The 20,039-nt window shown below is 41.3% G+C and carries 22 protein-coding genes and 5 pseudogenes; 13 read left to right on the top strand and 14 right to left on the bottom strand.

Features of this window, described 5'->3' with window-relative positions:
* Positions 1–11: 11 nt before the first annotated feature.
* The 9 genes and pseudogenes from LEP1GSC062_RS12155 to LEP1GSC062_RS12195 form a co-directional block, all read right to left on the bottom strand.
* Positions 12–425 carry an LIC_10177 family protein gene (locus LEP1GSC062_RS12155; RefSeq protein ID WP_010576181.1) on the bottom strand — a complete coding sequence of 138 codons (414 nt, stop codon included), beginning with the start codon at positions 423–425 and terminating at the stop codon, positions 12–14.
* A 25-nt stretch (positions 426–450) separates the two neighbouring features.
* Positions 451–885: a hypothetical protein gene (locus tag LEP1GSC062_RS12160; RefSeq protein ID WP_010576180.1), complete on the bottom strand. Its 435-nt coding sequence runs from the start codon at positions 883–885 to the stop codon at positions 451–453.
* A gap of 24 nt (positions 886–909) precedes the next feature.
* Positions 910–2,395 (bottom strand): annotated as a pseudogene (locus tag LEP1GSC062_RS12165) (DUF2586 family protein).
* Between the two features lie 65 nt (positions 2,396–2,460).
* The gene (locus LEP1GSC062_RS12170) at positions 2,461–3,030 is read right to left on the bottom strand and encodes an LIC10173 family protein (RefSeq protein ID WP_010576179.1); all 570 of its coding nucleotides are present in this window, start codon (positions 3,028–3,030) and stop codon (positions 2,461–2,463) included.
* Positions 3,027–3,467: an HK97-gp10 family putative phage morphogenesis protein gene (locus LEP1GSC062_RS12175; RefSeq protein WP_010576178.1), complete on the bottom strand. Its 441-nt coding sequence runs from the start codon at positions 3,465–3,467 to the stop codon at positions 3,027–3,029. The genes LEP1GSC062_RS12170 and LEP1GSC062_RS12175 overlap by 4 nt, the downstream gene beginning before the upstream one ends.
* Positions 3,464–3,832, bottom strand: coding sequence for a hypothetical protein (locus LEP1GSC062_RS12180; protein WP_078123753.1), 369 nt, complete (start codon positions 3,830–3,832; stop codon positions 3,464–3,466). Before LEP1GSC062_RS12180 ends, LEP1GSC062_RS12175 begins: the two co-directional genes overlap by 4 nt.
* A 14-nt stretch (positions 3,833–3,846) precedes the next feature.
* Positions 3,847–4,272, bottom strand: coding sequence for a hypothetical protein (locus LEP1GSC062_RS12185; protein ID WP_010576176.1), 426 nt, complete (start codon positions 4,270–4,272; stop codon positions 3,847–3,849).
* Between the two features lie 16 nt (positions 4,273–4,288).
* The gene (locus LEP1GSC062_RS12190) at positions 4,289–5,371 is read right to left on the bottom strand and encodes a hypothetical protein (protein ID WP_010576175.1); all 1,083 of its coding nucleotides are present in this window, start codon (positions 5,369–5,371) and stop codon (positions 4,289–4,291) included.
* Positions 5,372–5,383: 12 nt separating this feature from the next.
* Positions 5,384–5,602, bottom strand: a pseudogene (locus LEP1GSC062_RS12195) (hypothetical protein); the annotation flags it as partial.
* Positions 5,603–5,750: 148 nt separating this feature from the next.
* Between LEP1GSC062_RS12195 and LEP1GSC062_RS12200 the strand changes: the two are divergent.
* From LEP1GSC062_RS12200 to LEP1GSC062_RS12225, 7 genes and pseudogenes are all read left to right on the top strand, one after another.
* Positions 5,751–6,041, top strand: coding sequence for a hypothetical protein (locus tag LEP1GSC062_RS12200; protein WP_010576174.1), 291 nt, complete (start codon positions 5,751–5,753; stop codon positions 6,039–6,041).
* 48 nt (positions 6,042–6,089) lie between these two features.
* Positions 6,090–6,209, top strand: a pseudogene (locus LEP1GSC062_RS21830) (DUF2786 domain-containing protein); the annotation flags it as partial.
* Positions 6,210–6,325: 116 nt separating this feature from the next.
* On the top strand, positions 6,326–6,565 hold the full coding sequence (locus tag LEP1GSC062_RS12205; RefSeq protein ID WP_020984356.1) for a hypothetical protein: 240 nt from the start codon (positions 6,326–6,328) through the stop codon (positions 6,563–6,565).
* A 58-nt stretch (positions 6,566–6,623) separates the two neighbouring features.
* Complete coding sequence (locus tag LEP1GSC062_RS12210) at positions 6,624–7,028, top strand: hypothetical protein (RefSeq protein WP_020984358.1); 405 nt, start codon at positions 6,624–6,626, stop codon at positions 7,026–7,028.
* Positions 7,025–7,705 (top strand): M23 family metallopeptidase, encoded by a 681-nt coding sequence (locus LEP1GSC062_RS12215; RefSeq protein ID WP_010576171.1) that lies wholly within the window; start codon positions 7,025–7,027, stop codon positions 7,703–7,705. The genes LEP1GSC062_RS12210 and LEP1GSC062_RS12215 overlap by 4 nt, the downstream gene beginning before the upstream one ends.
* Positions 7,706–7,717: 12 nt before the next feature.
* Positions 7,718–8,140, top strand: coding sequence for a hypothetical protein (locus LEP1GSC062_RS12220; RefSeq protein WP_010576170.1), 423 nt, complete (start codon positions 7,718–7,720; stop codon positions 8,138–8,140).
* A gap of 9 nt (positions 8,141–8,149) precedes the next feature.
* On the top strand, positions 8,150–8,590 hold the full coding sequence (locus LEP1GSC062_RS12225) for a hypothetical protein (protein ID WP_010576169.1): 441 nt from the start codon (positions 8,150–8,152) through the stop codon (positions 8,588–8,590).
* Between the two features lie 173 nt (positions 8,591–8,763).
* On the opposite strand, the gene leuA2 is transcribed toward LEP1GSC062_RS12225, so the two are convergent.
* A complete protein-coding gene (leuA2, locus tag LEP1GSC062_RS12230) occupies positions 8,764–10,071 on the bottom strand; it encodes a 2-isopropylmalate synthase LeuA2 (RefSeq protein ID WP_010576168.1) in 1,308 nt (435 codons plus the stop codon).
* 632 nt (positions 10,072–10,703) lie between these two features.
* Positions 10,704–10,898, bottom strand: a pseudogene (locus tag LEP1GSC062_RS12235) (hypothetical protein); the annotation flags it as partial.
* 230 nt (positions 10,899–11,128) lie between these two features.
* On the opposite strand from LEP1GSC062_RS12235, the gene LEP1GSC062_RS12240 reads away from it, so the two are divergent.
* Both LEP1GSC062_RS12240 and LEP1GSC062_RS12245 read left to right on the top strand, forming a co-directional pair.
* On the top strand, positions 11,129–11,317 hold the full coding sequence (locus LEP1GSC062_RS12240) for a hypothetical protein (protein ID WP_010576166.1): 189 nt from the start codon (positions 11,129–11,131) through the stop codon (positions 11,315–11,317).
* A 12-nt stretch (positions 11,318–11,329) separates the two neighbouring features.
* On the top strand, positions 11,330–11,716 hold the full coding sequence (locus tag LEP1GSC062_RS12245) for a phage holin family protein (protein WP_010576165.1): 387 nt from the start codon (positions 11,330–11,332) through the stop codon (positions 11,714–11,716).
* A gap of 79 nt (positions 11,717–11,795) precedes the next feature.
* Here LEP1GSC062_RS12245 and LEP1GSC062_RS12250 read toward each other — a convergent pair whose 3' ends face one another.
* The 3 genes and pseudogenes from LEP1GSC062_RS12250 to LEP1GSC062_RS12260 all read right to left on the bottom strand — a co-directional run bounded on the left by LEP1GSC062_RS12250 (position 11,796) and on the right by LEP1GSC062_RS12260 (position 15,401).
* Positions 11,796–12,446 (bottom strand): DsbA family protein, encoded by a 651-nt coding sequence (locus LEP1GSC062_RS12250; RefSeq protein ID WP_010576164.1) that lies wholly within the window; start codon positions 12,444–12,446, stop codon positions 11,796–11,798.
* Between the two features lie 500 nt (positions 12,447–12,946).
* Complete coding sequence (locus LEP1GSC062_RS21835) at positions 12,947–13,231, bottom strand: LIC10816 family protein (RefSeq protein WP_000991776.1); 285 nt, start codon at positions 13,229–13,231, stop codon at positions 12,947–12,949.
* Between the two features lie 407 nt (positions 13,232–13,638).
* A pseudogene (locus tag LEP1GSC062_RS12260) lies at positions 13,639–15,401 on the bottom strand (SpoIIE family protein phosphatase).
* Between the two features lie 150 nt (positions 15,402–15,551).
* Between LEP1GSC062_RS12260 and LEP1GSC062_RS12265 the strand changes: the two are divergent.
* The 4 genes from LEP1GSC062_RS12265 to LEP1GSC062_RS12280 all read left to right on the top strand — a co-directional run.
* A complete protein-coding gene (locus LEP1GSC062_RS12265; RefSeq protein ID WP_020984379.1) occupies positions 15,552–16,757 on the top strand; it encodes a metallophosphoesterase in 1,206 nt (401 codons plus the stop codon).
* A gap of 69 nt (positions 16,758–16,826) precedes the next feature.
* The gene (locus LEP1GSC062_RS12270) at positions 16,827–17,453 is read left to right on the top strand and encodes an MORN repeat-containing protein (RefSeq protein WP_010576160.1); all 627 of its coding nucleotides are present in this window, start codon (positions 16,827–16,829) and stop codon (positions 17,451–17,453) included.
* Positions 17,454–18,647: 1,194 nt separating this feature from the next.
* Complete coding sequence (locus LEP1GSC062_RS12275) at positions 18,648–19,100, top strand: hypothetical protein (protein WP_039941956.1); 453 nt, start codon at positions 18,648–18,650, stop codon at positions 19,098–19,100.
* 32 nt (positions 19,101–19,132) lie between these two features.
* Positions 19,133–20,039 (top strand): RHS repeat domain-containing protein (locus LEP1GSC062_RS12280; RefSeq protein WP_020984398.1); only part of this gene is annotated, 907 nt, incomplete at its 3' end.

Below are 20,039 nucleotides of genomic sequence, written 5' to 3' on the forward strand. Positions count from 1 at the left end.
TTCCCGATCCGCTAAAGCTTTTTTGAAACCGCCTCTTGATTTACTTTTGCCAGATCGAAAATCTTACGGCTGATTGAAGAGGCAAGCCCAGGAGCTCCGTTATTTGTCCAACCGGAAAATGTTGCAGCACTTGGATACACCAAACAACGATTTACGAAGTCAATATCGGCTTCGATCGGATCTAACTTTTTACTACGCTCCGAAACTTTGGAAAGCGTCTCTCTGGAAGGAATTCTACACAGAATGGAATACTCGTCCACTTGAATGAGATGAAGACCGCCCTTGTTGGATAAAAACTCTTTGATCACTTCAATTTCCACTTCGTGACGTTTCAAGAAACCTTCGTCTATCGAAACATACTCTTTGGGAAGACTTGCGATCGCCTGTTGATAGTCGTCATGTTTTTGAGTACCTTGGATTTCCATTTTTTGATTCTCCTTGTAAAATATATTAAGTAAATGTAATAATCGGATAACTTGTGACCGCAAGATCCAGATCTGTCTCAGCAGCATCCGCCCCAGTCTCAAAGGGGAGGGAAAACTTTACAATCTTCGCCGCTGGGACGGTTAAAAGCAGAGTTCCTCCTTCCACCTCACAACGTGCAGTAATCGGAGAAGGTGGAAGTTTGAGAAGATCCCCACCAAAAGGGGTAGCGAGTTTGATCATATATTTCAACTCGTCGAGTTCGATCGTGGCCTTTGCCTGACGTTTGTAGGATTTTACAGACCAAGAAACCGGCTCCCCGCCCTTACCGAGCTTAAATGCAATGTCCGCTTCGTAGTCTAAACTAAATTTACTGAACTTGATTAACTCTCGGCCCAACATGTTTAGAGTGAAGTTCTCAAAACTTAAACTCTGCGGTAAAATATCTCCTGGATTTGGCATTTTGAATTTCTCCTTTTAGTTTACTTATGCCAACGCGAATTCAGTAGACCACTGGATCGCATCGATTCTGTCTTTGATGTACATCTTGAGAGTCGCAGGAAGAATTTTTCTTCCGTTGACCGTCTTGATCGGTTGGAACTTGATTTCATGACCGGAAATCTCCGCTTCTCCTGCTCTCTCCATTTCGGAAGATACCTTCGCGTCGACCGTAGCCTTGAGATAGTCGAGGCCTCCGCTTCCGGAGTTGGTTTCCGTATCCGATTTTAAAAACGGAAGAGATTCGCGGTAAACGATCCGGTGCATTTTGTTTGCACGACGAAGTTCCGGAATGTATCGAAAGTCGGAAGTTGCGCCCGCCATGAGATTGTCACTTGCAATAAAGACACCTTGGTAGTCGGGATAGATTTGAAGAATAGTCAGGCCCAAATCATCAAACGCAGTTTTATATCCTTTGTAACCTTCGTTCCAATAACGAATTCCTATGAAGGTTCTGGATTTGTTTTTGGCAACCCAGGCGGCACTAACGTTGACTCGATGAGCCGCAAGTCTCGCGCATAGAAACGTAGCGCCATTCTCCGATCGCTTCAGCGAGTTCCAAAGACGCGTTCCATCCGCCATTTGAGTTGATCCCACCTGAAATGTAACGGCCTTCCGCTCCGACTACGCATACCCTTTCATTTTCGAAAGAGTCCCACTCGTCTTGGATCCGAAGAAAATACGATTCGATCAATTCCGTATCGGTCTTTCTGTCCGTTTCCAAAACCGCGAAGATTCGGAAAAAATTTTGAGTTCTCATCTCTTCCAAAAGAACCGAAACGGAAATGGCAAAAGAACGACTAACGCCGCCAAGATGGTGAAACCAGTAAAAAGGCGTGTTTCCTTGGTCTACGGTTTTCAATGCTTGGATAGCGAGAAGTCGACTTTGTTCGGAAGGATCAGGGCCCTTGATGTTAAACCGAAACGTATCTCCTACGTGAAACGTTTCCGCCGGGGTCGTGCCGTTTTGAAACGTTGCCGTAATTCCAGCAGAAAGCGCGACTGTTCCGCTTCCAGGAATTACGATCGGAGGGCCGAACGTATCCCCACCGTTTTCACTTTTACGATATTCCGCTGTTCCGAGCGCCCCCGCTTTAGAAATTCGAATTACAACAGATCGGTTTCCGACTGGAACTCCTGCTATGGTAGGGACATGCGCGGATCCGGTATTTTCGATATCAGGAATCACCGGGTCCACCGAGCCAGCTTGATCGTTTTCAGGTCGAACACACAGAACCGGAACGGGAACTTCGCCGAGCTCTTCGTCAAATTCTTCGAAGTGTTGTTTTAAAGAATCGACTAACTCCCCCCTGATGAATACGTCCTTTCCTTGCTGGTACGAAGAAATGAGGATAGGAGCATTTGCATCGCACCCTTCTGCTTGTCCGATTTTTGCATGAACCTTATCTTCATGCGGAAAACTGTTTCCGAGCCCTCCTGAGACGTGTGTGGTTGAAACTGATCCTATGGCCATTACTGTGCTCCTTTTGTTATAATAACTTTATGATATATGAATATACTTTGAAGACTGTTCATTCGTCATACTCTTTCCGGAATCGGTCCTTCAATTTCCAACTCGATTCCGGCCAATGTTTCTTCTTCCTCGATCGTGTAGAGCCCGTCCTTAAAGATAACCTCTGCATACAGTTTGTAGTTTCCGGTTTCTTTTGCAGGATCATCCACGAGTCCGGTTTTTCCGAGACGAACCTCGATTGGAATTCCGTCCGCTGTTTTGATCCACGTCCGAAGGCTCACAAACAAAAGGCACTGATCCAAAATCCCACGATTCAGGATCGTACTTACAACGTCCGCATCCGGTTCATTCAGCCAGAAATCAACGGTGTATCTGAATTCCTGTTTCACATGACGCACCGCGTTTTTTAAAAACGCGGAATTCCCGCGAACGATTCTTTCTAAACGATGTTTGATTTTTCTTCCTAAAGTGTTTGTAGGTTCTGAGTATTTTAGAATCGCACACGGAATTCTTTCTTGAATCCCGTCCAAGGGCGGCTGGTACTCAAAAAAACGATCGGGCGGAATCAAAACAGTTTCTCCGATTTGAATCCCTTCCACCATTTCGCGGATGTAATCGATATGAGACTTTCTCATTTTTTGAAAATCTCCTTCAAGGCGTCCTTGAAATTTTGAATGATTAATTCTTTAGAATCTTCTAATGCAGGTCTGAAATAAGGTCGGGCCGGAATGTTTTTTGTCTTGAATCCGAATTCATGAATTCGAGCGTATGGAGAATTGGTTCCCACAACAACAGTGGAATCATTTTCTTTTACGATTTCAAAAGAAGAGGAAAGTTCTCCTTCCTCGATGAGAGTCAAAGGAGATTTTCCTTTCTTCTCTTTTCTTTCTTTGGTTGTTTCGGAAAGTTCCGGCCAACCGGATTTGTATTTTTGGGAACGAATCCCTTTCGTTATGTTCGCTTGTACAATTGCAGCGTTTTTGTCTTGGACCTTTGAGAGTTTGTCTTGTCCTTTCGAAACCGCGTTCTGAAGTACGGGGCCGAACGTATCCGTTACGGTAAGGAATTTCATACTTTGTTTCCTCCCGCTTTTGGTTTCGTTACTTCGATTCGAATCAAAGAAAAACCTTCTAGTTCTTGCACCGGGTGAATCGTATCGATTAACCATTCCGATCCGTCTTTCCCAATCCTGCATTCCGGTCCGATTATAGTTTCCAAGTCTTTCGGAAGAATCTGGCACACGGCGCGGTATTCTTGTCTTTCACCGACTTCGTTGTCGGATTCTGCATCCTTCCAAATCCAAACACAAGAAATGTCTTCGCTGCTCCTATACGTCGTTTTTTTAGAAGCATTCAGTCCGGAGGTCCCGAGAACTTGAGTCGGAGTTAAGATTTTGATTTTGGTTTGCGCTCCTTTTTCAAAAGCACGATCAAGCAAAGCCTGAATGCTCATTATGCAACCCCCGGAGTTTCAGAAGGTTGTTTTCCGAACAAAAGAAGATAAGCTTTATTACGAAATCCTTCTGCGATTTCTCCGCGTTCTTCCGCGCTCATTCGAGAACGTTTTACGCGCGTTCCTTCGCCGCCGCCGGTGGAAACTTCTTCCGGATCGAAAGTACCGTTGTATCCAAACTCTTCCACAATTTCGGCTTTGATGAGAAGGACTTCGGCTGTAAGAAGCGCTGGCGAATACAGCAGAGGCCCTTCATTCGGTATCGTAACTCCCCAGTAAAACATTCTTACACGGGCAAGCATCGCCGCAGACTCGAGGAACTCCTCATAGGCAGACGGGGAATCCCCGTCTCTTGTATCGGAAAGATCCAGGGTCTTTGCTTGGATCCTGAGTTGTTTTTTCAGTTCTGCGACTTTGTTTAACATTTTCTGAATATTCCGATTACGGCTTCTTCGTTTTGTAGTGACAGCTTGCGGAAAAGAGTTTCGCAAATGCGAAATCGTAACTGATTACGGTTCCTTCGATTTGTTCTCGGATGAACCGATCGCTTTCCACGAGTTGCCCTGCCGAATCTTCGTAAAGCTCCAAGGTTACGTCCTTGTTCCATGTCAAGATCGTATCGTCGTCCATGTCCGGATGAGTTTTCCAGTTCACTCCGAAGAAGCTTTCAACCTGACCGGTCTTCACGTATCCTTCGAGAAGGTTCATAGACTGGAACTGTTTGAAGTTCGTTTCGTCGGTGAGCATCTTCTCTAAAAAGTTTTTGGAAACGACTGCGTGAGTGAATTCGACTCCTTGATCTGCGGAAAGGAGAAGGTTGACTACATCGGAATATTTCCAAACGTTTGCGACAGTTTGGGATGTTTTCGCTTCCGTTCCCGTATTTCCGTCACCAGACTTAATAACTCGCAAAGCTTCTTTCGTAATTTGTTGGGAAAGTTTCCAACCGAAAACTTGAAAGATATTTTGAACCTTGAGAATTTGCATTCTCTTCAAAGACTCATACGTGAAGTCGATTTCGAGTCCTACGGGACTCGTTTCGATTGCTTTATCTTGAGTTTTGATTGTTGCTTTCGGAAATTTTCCGCCGCTTTCCTTTGCTTTTTTCTTCGCGGTAAGATCGGATCCCTCGATATCAAACGCTATGGATCTCGCCGCGCCTTGACTGATTCGAGTTTTCACGGAATGCGTATCTTCCAATTTTACCTGGAGTTGCCCCATGTTCATTCCGATGTAGATGTTCTGGTTTACAAACTCTGGAAACAAATACTTGGATTGGTTGGACGCTTTGATAAAGTCATCTACGGAAAACGAAGCTTCTTTGATAGGGACGTCATTCGCCATGAGTTGACGTTCGAATGCGGAAAGACCTTTTCCAGAAGGCGTTTCCGGATCGTATCCGAACTGAGTTTCTTCTTTTTCCATGAACTCGTTCATGGAGAGACCGGCTTTCTTTGCGTCGGAATATGCTTCGGCTTGTAAGTCGAGACGAACAAGTCCGTTGCCTAATTTTACGTGTGGCACTTTCTTTTCTCCTTAAATAATGCAGGCCATTTTTTTGGTTCCCGTATCAACGGAGATAACGAGAACGCGAGTTCCGGTCGCTGCGGTTTTGATCTTTCCGGTTCCGTCCGCTTGAATATTCAAGAAACCTAACGTCGGATTAGATCCAGAATACTCGTATTCGAAAACCCCAAAGATTTTTAGTCCGAGAATTTTTCCCTTCTCATCTACCGTTACAATTTGCCCAACTGGACAGGCCCTGCTTTATGACGAAAAATCTTTTTTGAATTTGATCGATGAATTTGGAATCAATGAACAGGCCATCAGGGATAGCTATAAAAATTTATGGCGATAATTTTTTATATACGATACATCCATAAGTTTTCAAGAGGAGATTAAGATGAAAATATTTATACCTGTCGAATTCAAATATATCGAACCGAAAATTCCCGAAGATGTCATTGATAATACGACTCTTCTGATTTCGTTCGTGCTTCAAGCGCGGTCCGCCTTTATCTCTGCGCTCAATGTTTGGTATAATAGAGAATACCCATTGAGTGACGCAGATACAAAGGAAGAATTTCAGCAGGGAGTTTTGGATATTTTAAAGAATCCTAATTTTTACGAAAGGGAAGTAACTCAAGCAGCAATTGATTACAAAGCGCAGGAAACTCGTGAGGAATTTTCATGAAATCACGACAGAATAAAACGACTTAGCGGACTTAACATAGGTGATAATATGGGATTCGATAGAAAATCTATTCTTGATAAAATCAATAAATTACTTGCTCTTTCCAATTCACCAAACGCCAACGAAGCAAAAAGCGTCGCAAAGCAAGCTTCTGATTTAATTCAGAAGTAAATAAGAATTTCGATTCACAGAGTGACGCATTTCAATCAGGTTTTGATGAATCTCTAAAAGTAAGTTTATCAAGGCAAGTAAAGGGACCTCTAAAATTATTGGGTTAAAAAACTTTGAAAGAATTCAATATCGAATGTCCACATTGTAAGAAAAAATTCGATTCGCCAGAGTCCGAAGCGATCCGAATGGCCCGTGTCGAAGATCAGTGGATGAACCACTGTGAGGATATGTTTAAAAAAGGTTGGCGTCCCGGGAAGTTTGAAAATCTTCCCGACTTCTTAAAGACAAAGCGAATCGGGTTTTATTATGAAAATTTAGAGAAAAGAATCAAAGCAAGAAAAGAACAGACATAGCAGACATCAAACTTTTCTAAAATTGCTCCCTTTGATTGTTTTTGCGATACCATCCTGAATGGAAGAGATTCTTAAATACTTGCCTCTTTTTTCTCCTTTATCGGTATTTCTTTGGTTCTTAATCAGAAAGGAAGTGAAAGCTCAAATATTAAAATTTCGTGATGAACAAAGGGAATACGCCGATTCGAAAATAAAGGAAGTAAAAGACGAATGTAAAAATCTTTTGTTTCAAGAACGGTCAAAAACAGATCGTATTTCGGATCGGATGATGGAATTAGAAAAAACGCATACGATGGAAATCGCACTTCTTCGACAAACGGCTTCAACAACTGACAAACGGTTAGATACGATTGAAACTCGAATCGAAAAGCTCGATAGCAAGTTTGACGAGAAATTCGACGAACAGAAAGAACTCCTCCACAAAATTCACTCAAAGGTTCAAAACGGAGGAATCACAAAATGATCTTACAAATTCTAAATCTTTTACTTCCACTCATTAGGAAACTTCTAAATCTAAAAACGATTCAAACAAATCAAAACTATTGGAACGAGTCTCGACTCGCAGAAGCTTATACGAATAAGATTTCGAAAGAAAAAACGTTTGATTCTATTTCAGAAATTGCAACACAAAAGAATCCGCTTTTCTTTGCACCGGTGTCAAATCCTCATATCACCTCGAAATACGGATGGCGGTACTTAAATATCGACGGAAAGAAATCCAAGCAATTCCATTTAGGAATTGATCTCGGAGGTTATAACGACGTATTTGCTCCCGAAGACTGCGTGATCAAATCTATTCTCGGGAGGGATCCACAATATCCGGTAAAGTTTCGCTTTGAAATACACACCTGGGTCAACTTGGTAAAATCGGGTGAAGTTCCGGAAGATCGCGCTTGGACTCCCTTCGTCCTCGCCGTGGGCGTTCATTCAAAAAACCTTTATAAATTTAAGCACGTTGATCCAAAAGTTAGGAAAGGCAGAAAAGTCAGCGCAGGCGATCTGATCGGAAAATCCGGAAATTTTGGATATAGCTTAGGTGCGCATCTGCATTTCGAGGTTTGGCCTTGGGATGAGAAGACTCAGGATTGGAAAAAAGAAACCGATCCCGAAAAGTTCTTAAAAGAAAAAGGACTGCTATAAGGAAGGCTTTGTATGATCGAATCTATTATTGAACTTCTGCCCACAGTCCTTTTGAACGGGCTTTATATGAGTCTCGTTTTGACTGTTTCGCAAGTCTTGTTTCGAAATCTCCCTTATCGTTTCTTACTTAAAAACAAGAGACCCGTTGTGTTTGTAGTCGCTACGTTAATCGCCGTTCCATACAACATTTTTTACTGGATTACGATGCCGGAAGCTTTCACGTACTGCGTTTCGTTCGATTCTGTTAAAGAAGAGATTTGCAAAATTCTTCCAGGTTGGACGCTCGCGGTTTATCAATCGATTCGACTTTTCGTTTGTTATCTCGCTACAATTCTACTCTACAATAAAATCGTGAAGAGTGTTTTCGAAAGATCCGGACTTGGGCATGCGCAACCGGACACCCTTGTTAAAAAAGACGCCGTCGATATCGATTAAGAGGCTATCATGGATCAAATTATTTTTAAAAGTCTAAAAAACTATAAGTACCAACTTGTAAAGCCGTATAAATTTCAAACGGATATTCGGACAAAGATACCTGTACAGTTGGGAAACCCAGACGTTAAAATTTTTGTGGATATGACTCCGGACGGTCTACTGAGTATAGACGCCGGATACGCATGGGACGGACCGAGCGGACCTACAATTGATACAAAGACCTTTCTACGCGGCTCACTTGTACACGATGCCTTGTATCAATTGATGCGAGAGAAAAAATTAGATTGGCAGTTATACCGGGATCCAGCAGATCAATTGTTAAAACAAATCTGCCTTGAAGATGGTATGAACTCTTTTCGAGCCGCGTACGTCTATCGATTTGTGCGTTGGTTCGGAGAATCTTCGGCAATACCAAGGAACGCAATAGCGGAATTCGAAATAGCACCTTAAAGGTTCCTAAATTTTCTTTGATATTTTTCGCTTTTCTTCTTTATATATAATAATAATCTATTATTAGAAATCTCGCTAAACCCACGTATTTTCCGAAATAATCTTAAAAGAACTGAAATTCAGTTACGTTTTTAGCGCTCGTTCCCGACGGGGGTAACGCTCACGGACAAAATTCACTTCGAAGTCGCTTTGTGAGGAATCGCTTTCATCTTATTCCATACGAGCTGAATTTCACTCAGAGTCAGTTCTCCTCTTCCCGAATCTTCCGAAATTTTCTTTAAGATCGGTTGTAGTTTTCCTGCTTGTTCCAAGGTGATATCTTCTCCGGCGTCTTTCAAAATACAGAAAATCGCACTTCTTCCGGATTGGCTTGTAAATTCGATTCGATCTCCTTCAGGTCTTCCGATCAAAGTTGCGTCGAACGCGCGATAGGCGCCCTTTTGCAGATGTCGAGTTTTAGCGACGCCGTCTTGATGAATTCCGGATCGATGAGAGATAACGTCTTCGCCGATCAAAGGCGCCTTTTCATAGATGGGAACATCCGAAAGGTAAGAGACCAATCGAGATGTTTCGTAGATCGCCGAAAGGTTTAATGGAACGTCAACGCCGCAGTTATGAAGGGCGATCGCAACCTCGTACGTGTTCGTGTTTCCGGCTCTTTCTCCAAGACCGTTTAACGCAGTCTCCAATTGAACTGCACCCGAAAAGTAGGATTCAACTGTGGTTGCGGTTGCCATTCCCAAATCGTTATGCGTATGCACAGAAATTTTTGCGTTTTCAGGGAGCATATTACGAACGGCTTTTACCATAGAAACAAAAAGCCAAGGACGATAACGCTCTACCGTGTTCGGAAGATTGATGATATCAGCCCCGTAGCTCAACGCCGCTCGAAACGCTTCCACGGCGAAATCTAAATTCTCCAGAGAGTCTCCGAAATGTTCACCTGAAAATTGAACTTCACCTTTAGAACCGACAAGGCTTTTTGCGAAAGAGACGGATTCGGAAATTTTTTCTAAAACTTTTTCAGGACTTAACTTTAAAACGTTTTGGATCGTAAATGCGGAGATCGGATATACGATATGAATTCTAGATTTCGATGCGTGTCGAATTGCTTTCCAAGAAGTTTCTATTTCCTTCTCGACTGCTCTGGAAAGAGAGGATATTACAACATTATCCGGCGCGATGGAAGAAAGATGACTGCATGCTTTGAATTCTTGAGAATTAGAAGACGCGAATCCGACTTCGATTCCTTGAACGCCTAACTTTAAGAGTTGTTTGAAGATCGTTTCTTTTTGATCTAGATCCCAGGGTTTGCGAAGAGCTTGATTGCCGTCTCTCAAAGTTACGTCCATAAAAAAGGGCGGATGTTTGGGAAGAGGGTTTTGAAGAATTTCCAAAAAGGACTGTATATATTTTTGATTTCCGGGTGTTAAAATGTCCTGAATGACGTGTGCGTTTTCTTGTTTCGAATTTTGTGGCATTGTTTTCTCCTTTTAGAGGCCGATTCCAGGAGTGGTTTTTTTCCGAGTGAGGAGAATTTTCCGGAAACAAAAAAGCCCACTCAAGGAGCGGGCTCGTGTATTTTTTTACAACTCTACCGGCTCCCCTAACTAAGGAGGAGAAGAAGCTGAAGCTGAAGCGGTAGTAGAGTTATATTGCGGAACATGCAGTATCAGGCTCGGAAGAATTCTGAAAAAATTCAAGAACTTTTTTCTTAGGAATCGTAATTTCAAAAACGACCGAATGTCCGAATTTTATGGATACGATCTCGTTTTAAAATCCGGCGAAGACTTTGAAATAAAACCGGTTCGTGTTTATGATAAAAGGATATTAGGGTCGTTGAAGAATTAAAGGAGAATTGTATGCGAAAAATCACACCGTTTCTTTGGTTTGACGGAAAAGTCGGGGAAACAACCTGAGTCGAGGCGAACTCGGTCTTTTCGATTACAAATCAAAAAGGCGTCCAATCCATTCGCCTTTTGTCGGTTTTGTTTCGTTTTTCCGGAATCGGTAGAAAGCGTTAAACTTTCCGAAATTTCGAAATGATCTTGGATTTTTCACGAAGGCAATTCGCGCGATTTTGAACAAAATCTTTTTCGGATTGATAGTTTAAAGATTTTATACTTTGATCGTGTTTCCACGGTCCATAACTTCGTGTCCATCCTCTCGTTTTATATCTAAACCAAAAATGAATCGTAAACGAAATTGCGAATGCGCTTAATAAAATATGCCAAAGATATTCGGAATCCCGAATCAAATACAAAAGAAACAGCAACACGCAATGCTTAACGATTCGAAACCAGGACATGTTTTTACCTTATGTTTATAAACGATTTATTCAAACCTTGGGAGAGAGAATCAAGGAGTCTTATTGCAAAGATTTACCGTAACTCGGTCGACATGTGTTTTGTCTAGTCGATTACGAAAGAACTCGGTTAAGAGGGAATTTTTTGTAACGGCTCAATAAATTTCCTTTGAAGATCTCGGGGCCTTTTACTATAATATCTGTAGGTTCGGATTGAATGGGAGCAAAAGACTATGTCTTACATGGCGGTAGGGTCCAGGCAGATTTTATTTTCAGATTCGATTGCACCCGTATCAACTGGTTCTTCTTCGAGAGAGGTCGTAGCGGTTCAGGACAATCAGGTTGAAAGTCCGGATACGCAGGTCGTTCCGCCAGGGTCCTTACCTCCTTCGGTTGGTAACAATATTGACGTTTATGTTTAACTTGGAAGTGCGATGATCCATTTTTTATTTTCTCTGATTTTGATGTCTCTCGTCGTGGAGTTCGTTTTTCCTTTGATTCATCCTGATTTTCACGTAGTAGGTGGCTGGCTCAATTCGATTATCGTTGTCGTTGCTTTCGTAATCATCAACACAATCTTACGACTTATATTGATCATCATGACTCTTGGAATCGGAATCGTATTTTATTATCTGAGTTTGGGTTTGATTGGATTGATCATCAATGCTTGGGTGATCTTGATTATCGGGGATTGGTTTCCGGAAACCTTATCGGTGCCAGGTTTTTGGTATGCGTTTTTGGGGGGAATACTTTTGGTTCTGGCAAATTACGTGGGCAAGACGGAAGCCAAGGAAAAAACAAAGGAAAGAACGAATACTTAAAATCAAAGCCTGTTTGAAAATAACTTATAACGACATAGAACGAAGTTTCGAAGCTAAGCGGAAGGTTATGAGATAGATCTTAGACTCTTATCGCTCTAAAATAATCTTGAAGAATGGAATCCACTTGTTCGTAAGTGTAATAACCTCTTGTTAGGATTCCACTTTCGGATCCATCTGAAAAGACTAAACTCGGAAAAGCGCTTACTCCCAAGGAAAAACCGAAATAAAAGTCGTTTTTGGTTTCCATATCGGTGTCCTTATCTTCGAATACGGATTGAAATTTTTTGGAAGAAATTCCGAACTTTTCCGCAAGAAAAACAAAGGTCTGAAAGGAGGTCGGATCTTGATTTTCGTAATAAAAGGATTTGGAAAGAGTATTCAAATAATCGAATGCTCTTTCCGGTTTTATTTTTTGAACGCTGATAACCGCTTTACAGGCGGGAAAGGAATCGTATCGAAAATCCTTTCTATCGAGGAACTTGGATTGAAACGGTTGTTTTGTGATGGATTCGGCGTCTTTCCATTCGTGCTTTAAGATCCTTGATAATTCGGGCGTTAAGAACTGGGCTTCGTCTTCAAAGCGAAGGCCGCCTAGAACCAAAGAAAATCGGATTTTGTTTTTGTATTCTTCCCGGATTTTTTGGAGGACCGGTCCAAAGCCGTAACACCAGGGGCAAAGAGGATCGGCCGCATAAAGAATAGAATGTCGGATTGGTTCGCTTTGATTCATACCGTCTTTGAGTCTTTCAATTTTACCCGCGAAAGCTTATTGGGATAGTATGAGCTCCTACATTCTCGATTTGCAAGAGGATTTTGACAGATCTTTAGGATTTGTCGCGTTGCTTGAGTTTGTAAATGAATTGAAACAATTTCCGGACTTGAAAAATCGCAAGCATTAACCACAAGACAGGAAGAAACTAAAGTGAAAGGAAAAGTGTACGTAGGATTGTATATGCACAAAGAAACGATTCAAGTCTTCTTATTGAATGGGCGTCGGAGAATCTTATAAAGGAGCATCGAATCAAACACACAGAAACTTAGATGAAGAGAACCTACAAAAGTGTTCCCCCATAAAATCCGTAAAATTACCAAAGGAGTAAATCTGTGGGAATCTTGATTTCACGATAAAACTTTCAAAAAGTCGGTCGATTTTTCCGTATTGATCGATTCTCTGTACGCAAAAAAGGCGGGAACAAGCCCGCCTTTTTCCTCATTCTTGCTTAAGAATTTTCAAATTTCATTCGGGTGCTTTATATAATACACTGATAACCACAGTGTCCCGAAGAGAACCCCCGCATATGCTAAAACCACAGTGACGATGTCGATGACTGGTAGAAGTGTCGCGATCGGAGAGATTTTGTCTGCTGTCATTCGGGTCGCTTCTCCCAAAATCAAGAACAAACCTCCTAAACCGATCAGGTGGTATCTACCCATCGCTTCTTTTGTCACCCGTGCAAAACGGGCAAAAACAGGAACTGCCAACAAAGCAAGCGCAAAGATCGTGATTGCATTCATTGTGAATCCTCCTTATTTCATCTAGTTAGACTCGAAGACGTTTTAAAAATGATTGCGATTTTTATTTTATTCGGCATATTATATAATGATCGTTCAAATTAACGTTAGTTACTTCGATTTAGAAAATATCTCATAAAGACGTATGACGTTTTTCGTTGTTTTTTAAATAAACAAGATAAAGAAGAATTTGGTTTCGGTCGATTTGTTTCATTTTTTAAAATATATTCAAATAATGGCATATATTAATACGTGTTTGTCAAGTTTTTAAATTGTAGATCACCTGGCCTAACCAAACGATCATAAAAATGTATATATACGGCTATAACATTTGACTAAGAAAAATTAGAATCGGTTCTAAATTCGCAAAATGTCGTTTGAATCCGGCGAAAATATCCTAAAAATAAAATTTATTTGCGATCGATTACGAGAAGAGTTACATCGTCGCTGAACTTGGAATAATTGCAATATTCAATACAATCGGAGATGATTTGTGCGGATGTTTCCCGAGCGGTTTTAGAGGCGCACTTATGAATTGAAAGAGAGATGAATTCTTCGCTGTAACGTTTGGTTCTGTCGTCGGAATAATGCTCTGAAATTCCGTCTGTATAAAGCACCAACCTATCACCGGTTTTGAAATGAATCGATTTCTCCTCGAAAAAAAGGTCCGGAATAATACCGATTAATTTTCCTTTCGTTTCCAGAGAGATTATGCTATCGGTTGAATTTTGTAAAAGTAAAGGATGATTGTGTCCTGCATTGGAATAAAGAATCGTATCTTTTTTCGTGTCGATCACACAGTAGAATGCGGTTACGAAATTCCCGACCATTTTGTTATTGAGGGCGTGATTGAGTCCCGAAAAAAATTGGGATGGGCTGGAAAGAATTTCTTTATCGTAAGTGGAAATGATTGTGTTCATTACTGTCGCTATGACCGAAGCAGAAAGGCCGTGGCCGGAAACGTCCGCGACTAAAAATCCGGTTCGTTCCGAATCCAATTTGAATATGCTATAAAAATCACCGCCCACGTTCGAGTACGGAATATGTTCCGCTCCTACTTCCAGACCTTTGATATAAGGGATCGTAGTCGGGATTACTTTCGACATGACTTCTCTGGCTCTTTGTAATTCCCGATCGGAATTTACGACTTTATGAAAGAGGTCCGCATTCTTGATCGTCATCGAAAGTCGGTTTGCAATCGCCCCCAACATTTCTAGATCGTTTTTATGGAACGCAAATCCAGAGTTCTTGTTATTGACGCTGATAACTCCTAAAAGTTCGTCTTTATAAACTAAGGGAGAAGAAATAAGAGAGTTCGCTTCGAACTTATATTTCGCGTTCAGATTATAACGTTTGTCTTCTTCCAAGTTTTGTATGAGAAGATTTTTTCTTTCCTTGGCTACCCAGCCGGCAACTCCTTCACCGAAAGGAACTATGATCGTATGAATCGCGTCTTTTGGAATTCCTTTAGCTGCGAGAATTCTCAATGTTTGACTTGTATGATCCGCGAGATAAATGGTTCCGGTTTTTGCTTCTAAAAATTCTAAAACTCTTTCCAGTACCCAATTGCCCAGTTCATGAATGCTTTTTTCGGAAACGATGAGTTTTTCGAATTCATAAAGAAGAGAAAGTTCCAAGATTCTTTTTTTAAGATTTTCGTGAATCTTCGCGTTTTGGATCGCAATTGCGGCCACTTCGGATAAGGACGTAAGATAGTTCAAATCGCAGACGTCGAACGAACGGTTTTGCGTTTTATTGAGAATTTCAAGAGTCCCGATAATCTTGTTTTCGATGAACAAAGGAACACAAACCAAGGAACGGGTTCTGTAACCCGTCTTTTGATCCCAGGATGGATTGAATCTAGAATCTGAATACGCGTCTTCTAAAATGATCGGTTTTTTTCTTTGGCCACCCAACCGGCGATTCCCTGTCCTATATCAAGGCGTCCGTATTTTTGAATGATTTCGCCTTTTTCACCAAGCGCTACTTCGCAGTATAAAAATTCTTCCGTTTCGTCGAGAAGGAATAAGGAACTCGCGTCTGCCTCCAGAAGATCCTTGGAGTAGAGCATGATTAGGGGTAATAGCTGATAGAGATCTAAATTTGCGTTTAAAATTGTGCTTGTACTGAGAATACTTTTCAGTTTTAGAGATTCTAAAACATTTTTAGGCATAGATATTTTGTCAAAACTAAGAGAAACTAAAGGTTCGTCAAGGGTTTGGGGGAATATTCGAGGAACTGAAAATACCGAAGAAAAACCTATACTGACCAAAATTTAATACGAAAAGGAACTTTGGAGATTTTCATCGGTCTTATATAGGCCATGGAAAATCAAATTTCTCGTTTTCTCGTCTTTCTTTCCGTGTTTACCCTCATTATCGGGCTGGGTTACGCGTACACTGGTTTTCGTTTAATCCCAAGTTTGAGCACGCAGAGTTGGATTTCTTGGTTTGCATGGACGTTGATTTTTTTATGTACCTTAAGTATTCCGGTCAGTTATTACATCAGTTTGACTTCCAAACGCGAAGGGATTCAAACTGCGTTTTCCTATCTTGCGTTCACGGGGTTAGGATTTTTTACGATCTTATTCAGTCTCGTTTTGTTGAAGGACATAACCGCGGTTTCCTTGTATGGACTCACAAAATTCTTTCCAAGTTCCGATTCGATTGATAACGATGCGGGAGAACTTGTACAAAGAAAGGAATTTTTAAACCAACTTCTGAGCTTCTCCGTACTTGGACTTGCGGGAGGACTTACAGGAATTGGATTCTATCAGGCACATAAAAAGCTAAAAGTGATTTCGGTGGATGTCTTTGAGAAAAACTTACACTCTTCTTTGGATGGATTTAGGATCGTTCAAATTTCGGACATTCATATCGGACCTACAATCAAAAAGCGTTTTTTAGAATCTGTCGTAAGAACCGTGAACGAACTTAAACCCGATTTGGTTGCGATTACGGGAGACCTGGTCGACGGTCCGGTAAGCAAACTTGCTCATCATATCACTCCTCTTGCAGATCTCAAATCCAAACATGGAACTTTTTTCGTGACCGGAAATCATGAGTATTATTCGGGTGCTCTTTCTTGGATTCGTGAATTGAAGAAACATAACATTCAGATTTTATTAAACGAAAACCAAATTCTGAAACATGGAAAAGCGAATCTGACTCTCGCCGGTGTCACCGATCTCAAAGCGGGATCTATCCTCGTGGAGCATAAAACGGATCCATATCGGGCGATGAAGGGCGGAGAAAAAACGGATTACAAAATTCTACTCGCACATCAACCGAACAGCGTCTTTGAAGGTGCCGATGCGGGATTCAATCTTCAGTTGTCGGGACATACGCACGGAGGACAGTATTTTCCGGGGAATCTACTTATTTATCTCGCGCAGAAGTTTGTTGCGGGACTTCACAAACATAAGGACACTTGGATCTATGTGAGCCGAGGAACGGGATATTGGGGCCCTCCGATTCGACTTGGGGCGCCTTCCGAAATCAGTTTGATTCGATTGAAGAAAAATTCTTAAGAACCAAACCTTTTGAAACCGGAATCGATTTCCGATATTTAAAGAAGGGACTTTAAATGGAGGGAGGAGATGGTCCTTTTCAGATCCAATCGGAAGAGAATTTTTACGTTAGGAATCATTCTGCTTTTATACTTTGTTTTAGCGGATTGTGGTAAGAAAAACAAAGTAACTTCTAAAAAGGAAAATGTCAAAACATCAAGCTCTCAAAAGAAGAGCGATCTTGATTCGGAGCCTGAACTGAAAGAAAGGAGATTCTTTCAAGAGGACGCGTTCGGCCAACCTAAAAAGTACGTAGAGTCGGAAGAATTTAACTCAGATAACAAAATCTATCGACCTCCCCAAGAATCTGCCAAATCGCTTTCGTCTTATCTCGGTTCCACTCCCGGCTGTAAGAACGGAAATTGTAAAAACGGACCAGGTATTTACGTATATGATACCGGAGAGGTGTATTCCGGAAGTTTCAAAAATGATAAACGACATGGATACGGAGACATACAGTACCAAGATGGAGACAGATATTCTGGATACTTTCAAAACGATAAGAAGGCGGGGACGGGGACGTATCGGTTTGCAAACGGCTCCGTGTTCAGCGGAAGATTCTACGACGATGGAGAAAGTGCGGAAGGCTACTTAACTATCGGTAAGAAAAGGAAGGAATGTTCTATTATCCGAAACAAACTAAACTGTCACGGATAAACTTTTGGCGAACCTAACCGAGCGTTTTATAAAACGAGGTTCTGAGTTTGCTCTCTCGCCCGATTGATCGACCCCTAACGGTTCTTGAAAAGGATTGCCGTATTAATTAACGTGAGTTCGGCGTAAGCAAATGCGAAAGCGATTATTATGTTACGATTGGTAGAGAGCCGTAACCAACCCCACAAATTAAGAAGGCTTTTGGGATCATAAGGATCAAAAACTGATATTTTTCAAGTATTCCGACGTGTTAGTGATTAGATTTTAGTGAATAGAACTTTACATACAATAAAATGCAAGTGTTCCGACGTGTCAGTGATTAGGGGATTAGATTTTAGTGGATAGAACTTTACATACAATAAAACGCAAGTGTTCCGACGTGTTAGTGATTAGATTTTAGTGAATAGAACTTTACATATAATAAAACGCAAGTGTTCAGACGAGAATGAGGCTTTTTACTTGCGAGAAGTATGATTTTGTGGTAAAGAAAAATTTCCCGAACCTTTCCACCTCCTATTTCGCGATCCTTAGATTAGTATGGTTCTTGGATGTAAGACAGCTCGAAGTGTGATATTCTTGATTCGACGGAGTCAAGAAGGCCGGTGGCAGATTGATCGCTCTCTGATGAACTCAATCTCACTCCCTGAATTGCGCCCCTTAGGAAGCAATTCACAGTATTCAAGTAAAGTTTAATGGAACTTAGCAAACACCTTCCTATGGGTCGGTGTTTAGGTCGTTCGATAGGGCTTAGACCCCGGTCCATAGATAAATCTAAATCGGCCACCGCAAACCAAAGTGTGGCGGCTTAACAAAGTCGACCGCGAAGGAAACTCAACATCTCACTCCCTGAATTGCGCCCCTTACTCATCTCTGCATAATAGAGTACCTAAAATTCTGTGTCTAAGCGTGGGATTGGCGCTCAAATTAACGGTACCTATTTTATAGGGATCAGTAGGTTCATTATCAACTAATGATCCAATAACAACTTATCAAATGACCTATAACTGCGTAGTTGGAACTACAACAGGCACGGGTGGTGGGGCTTTCGGAATTGGAATGTCTTCGGGAGGAATGTTTTAGATGACTCACAAAGTTAGCACGTTAATCATTTCAATTTTCATTTTCCATGGCTGCGTATTTACAGGAAGAATTAAGAATTATGATCATCTGGTTAATTCAAATATCACGAATTCCTGTATGTCTTTTTCAGAAATTAAATTGGAATTTCCAGATCAAAAAATAAATGAAAATAGAAAAGATAGATTTAGATTTTTTGATAATATAAATAGGGATACGATGGTAACATATATAGAAACTAAACTATCTTCAAATAAGAAATTAAATAATCTTAAATATAAGATGATATATTCGGAAGAGGCAAGCATACCATTTAATTTTTTTAATATAGTTGGGACACTCTCAGCGGGAATATTTCCAATTCATTCTAATCGAATTTCCAACATATCTATGGCTGTATTTGATTCAAAACAAAATCAGAAAATACATGCCTTGGATATCAAAATTCCATGGAGCGCATACTATTCTCTATGGGGTGGAATATTGTATCCTTTTTCAAACGTCGAAAAAAAACAAAACGAAGTTATAGGATTAGCGGTTAATATTTTTTTAACTAATATTTGTTTCAGTTGAGTCTCGTAAGAATTAAATTAGTGGATGGTGAAATGGCGATAAAGAAGGGAGACTCGCTTTGGCTCCTTGCAATGGGCGCAAACGTAGCACCGGGAACACCGAACATCCAAAATCCGGGAGTAGGAATGACGGGTGGTGGAAGTGTCGGAGGAATGCCGGTAACCGGAATGTACTTTTTTCATCCGGATCATTTGGGATCGATTCAAATGATTACGGACGGAGCGGGGAACCCTGCATCGGGTCCGGAACCAGGCGTGAGTTACGTTTCTTACGAACCATACGGATCGATCAATCGCAATGACTCCTATGGTCCGGATATATTTCGTTACAAGTTTACGGGACAAATCGAGGACAAAGACACTGGTCTTTACTATTACAAATCGAGATATTACGAGCCGACGTTAGGAAGGTTCTTGCAAGCGGATTCGGTAGTTATGCCGACTAACGTTAACGGTATGAATCGTTATATGTATGTGGATGGGAATCCAGTTTCATACAGGGATCCGAGTGGGCACGTTGGTGGTCCTGGGCTCATGCACATGGTGAATCGGATTATCGGTCATGGGATGGGGAAGGATTTTGGTGCGAATGGTCTCGACAAGAGATTGAATACGAGTGGGATTTCGAAAGGTGTAAACCGATTTGTGCATAACGCGACGTTTATTCCGAAGGGGCGGTATTATTGGGACGTTGGAATACGATTTTTAGCCAAAGGAGAATTGGCACCTGGTGGAGGAACTTTATGGGCAATGACGTTCAAAAATACTGCAAATTATCAAAGTGGTCAATTAATTGCGGTTTGGGCGAATAGTAAAGAATGTAAGGATACCATGGGGGCAGATGCATGCCGTATGCTATTTATAATCAATCTTGGTGTTATGAATTCTTATAGTGCTAAGCATGATCAAAAAGCGGATCCAACTAATGGAATGTTTGATT

Source organism: Leptospira alexanderi serovar Manhao 3 str. L 60 (assembly GCF_000243815.2).
Lineage (GTDB): Bacteria > Spirochaetota > Leptospiria > Leptospirales > Leptospiraceae > Leptospira > Leptospira alexanderi.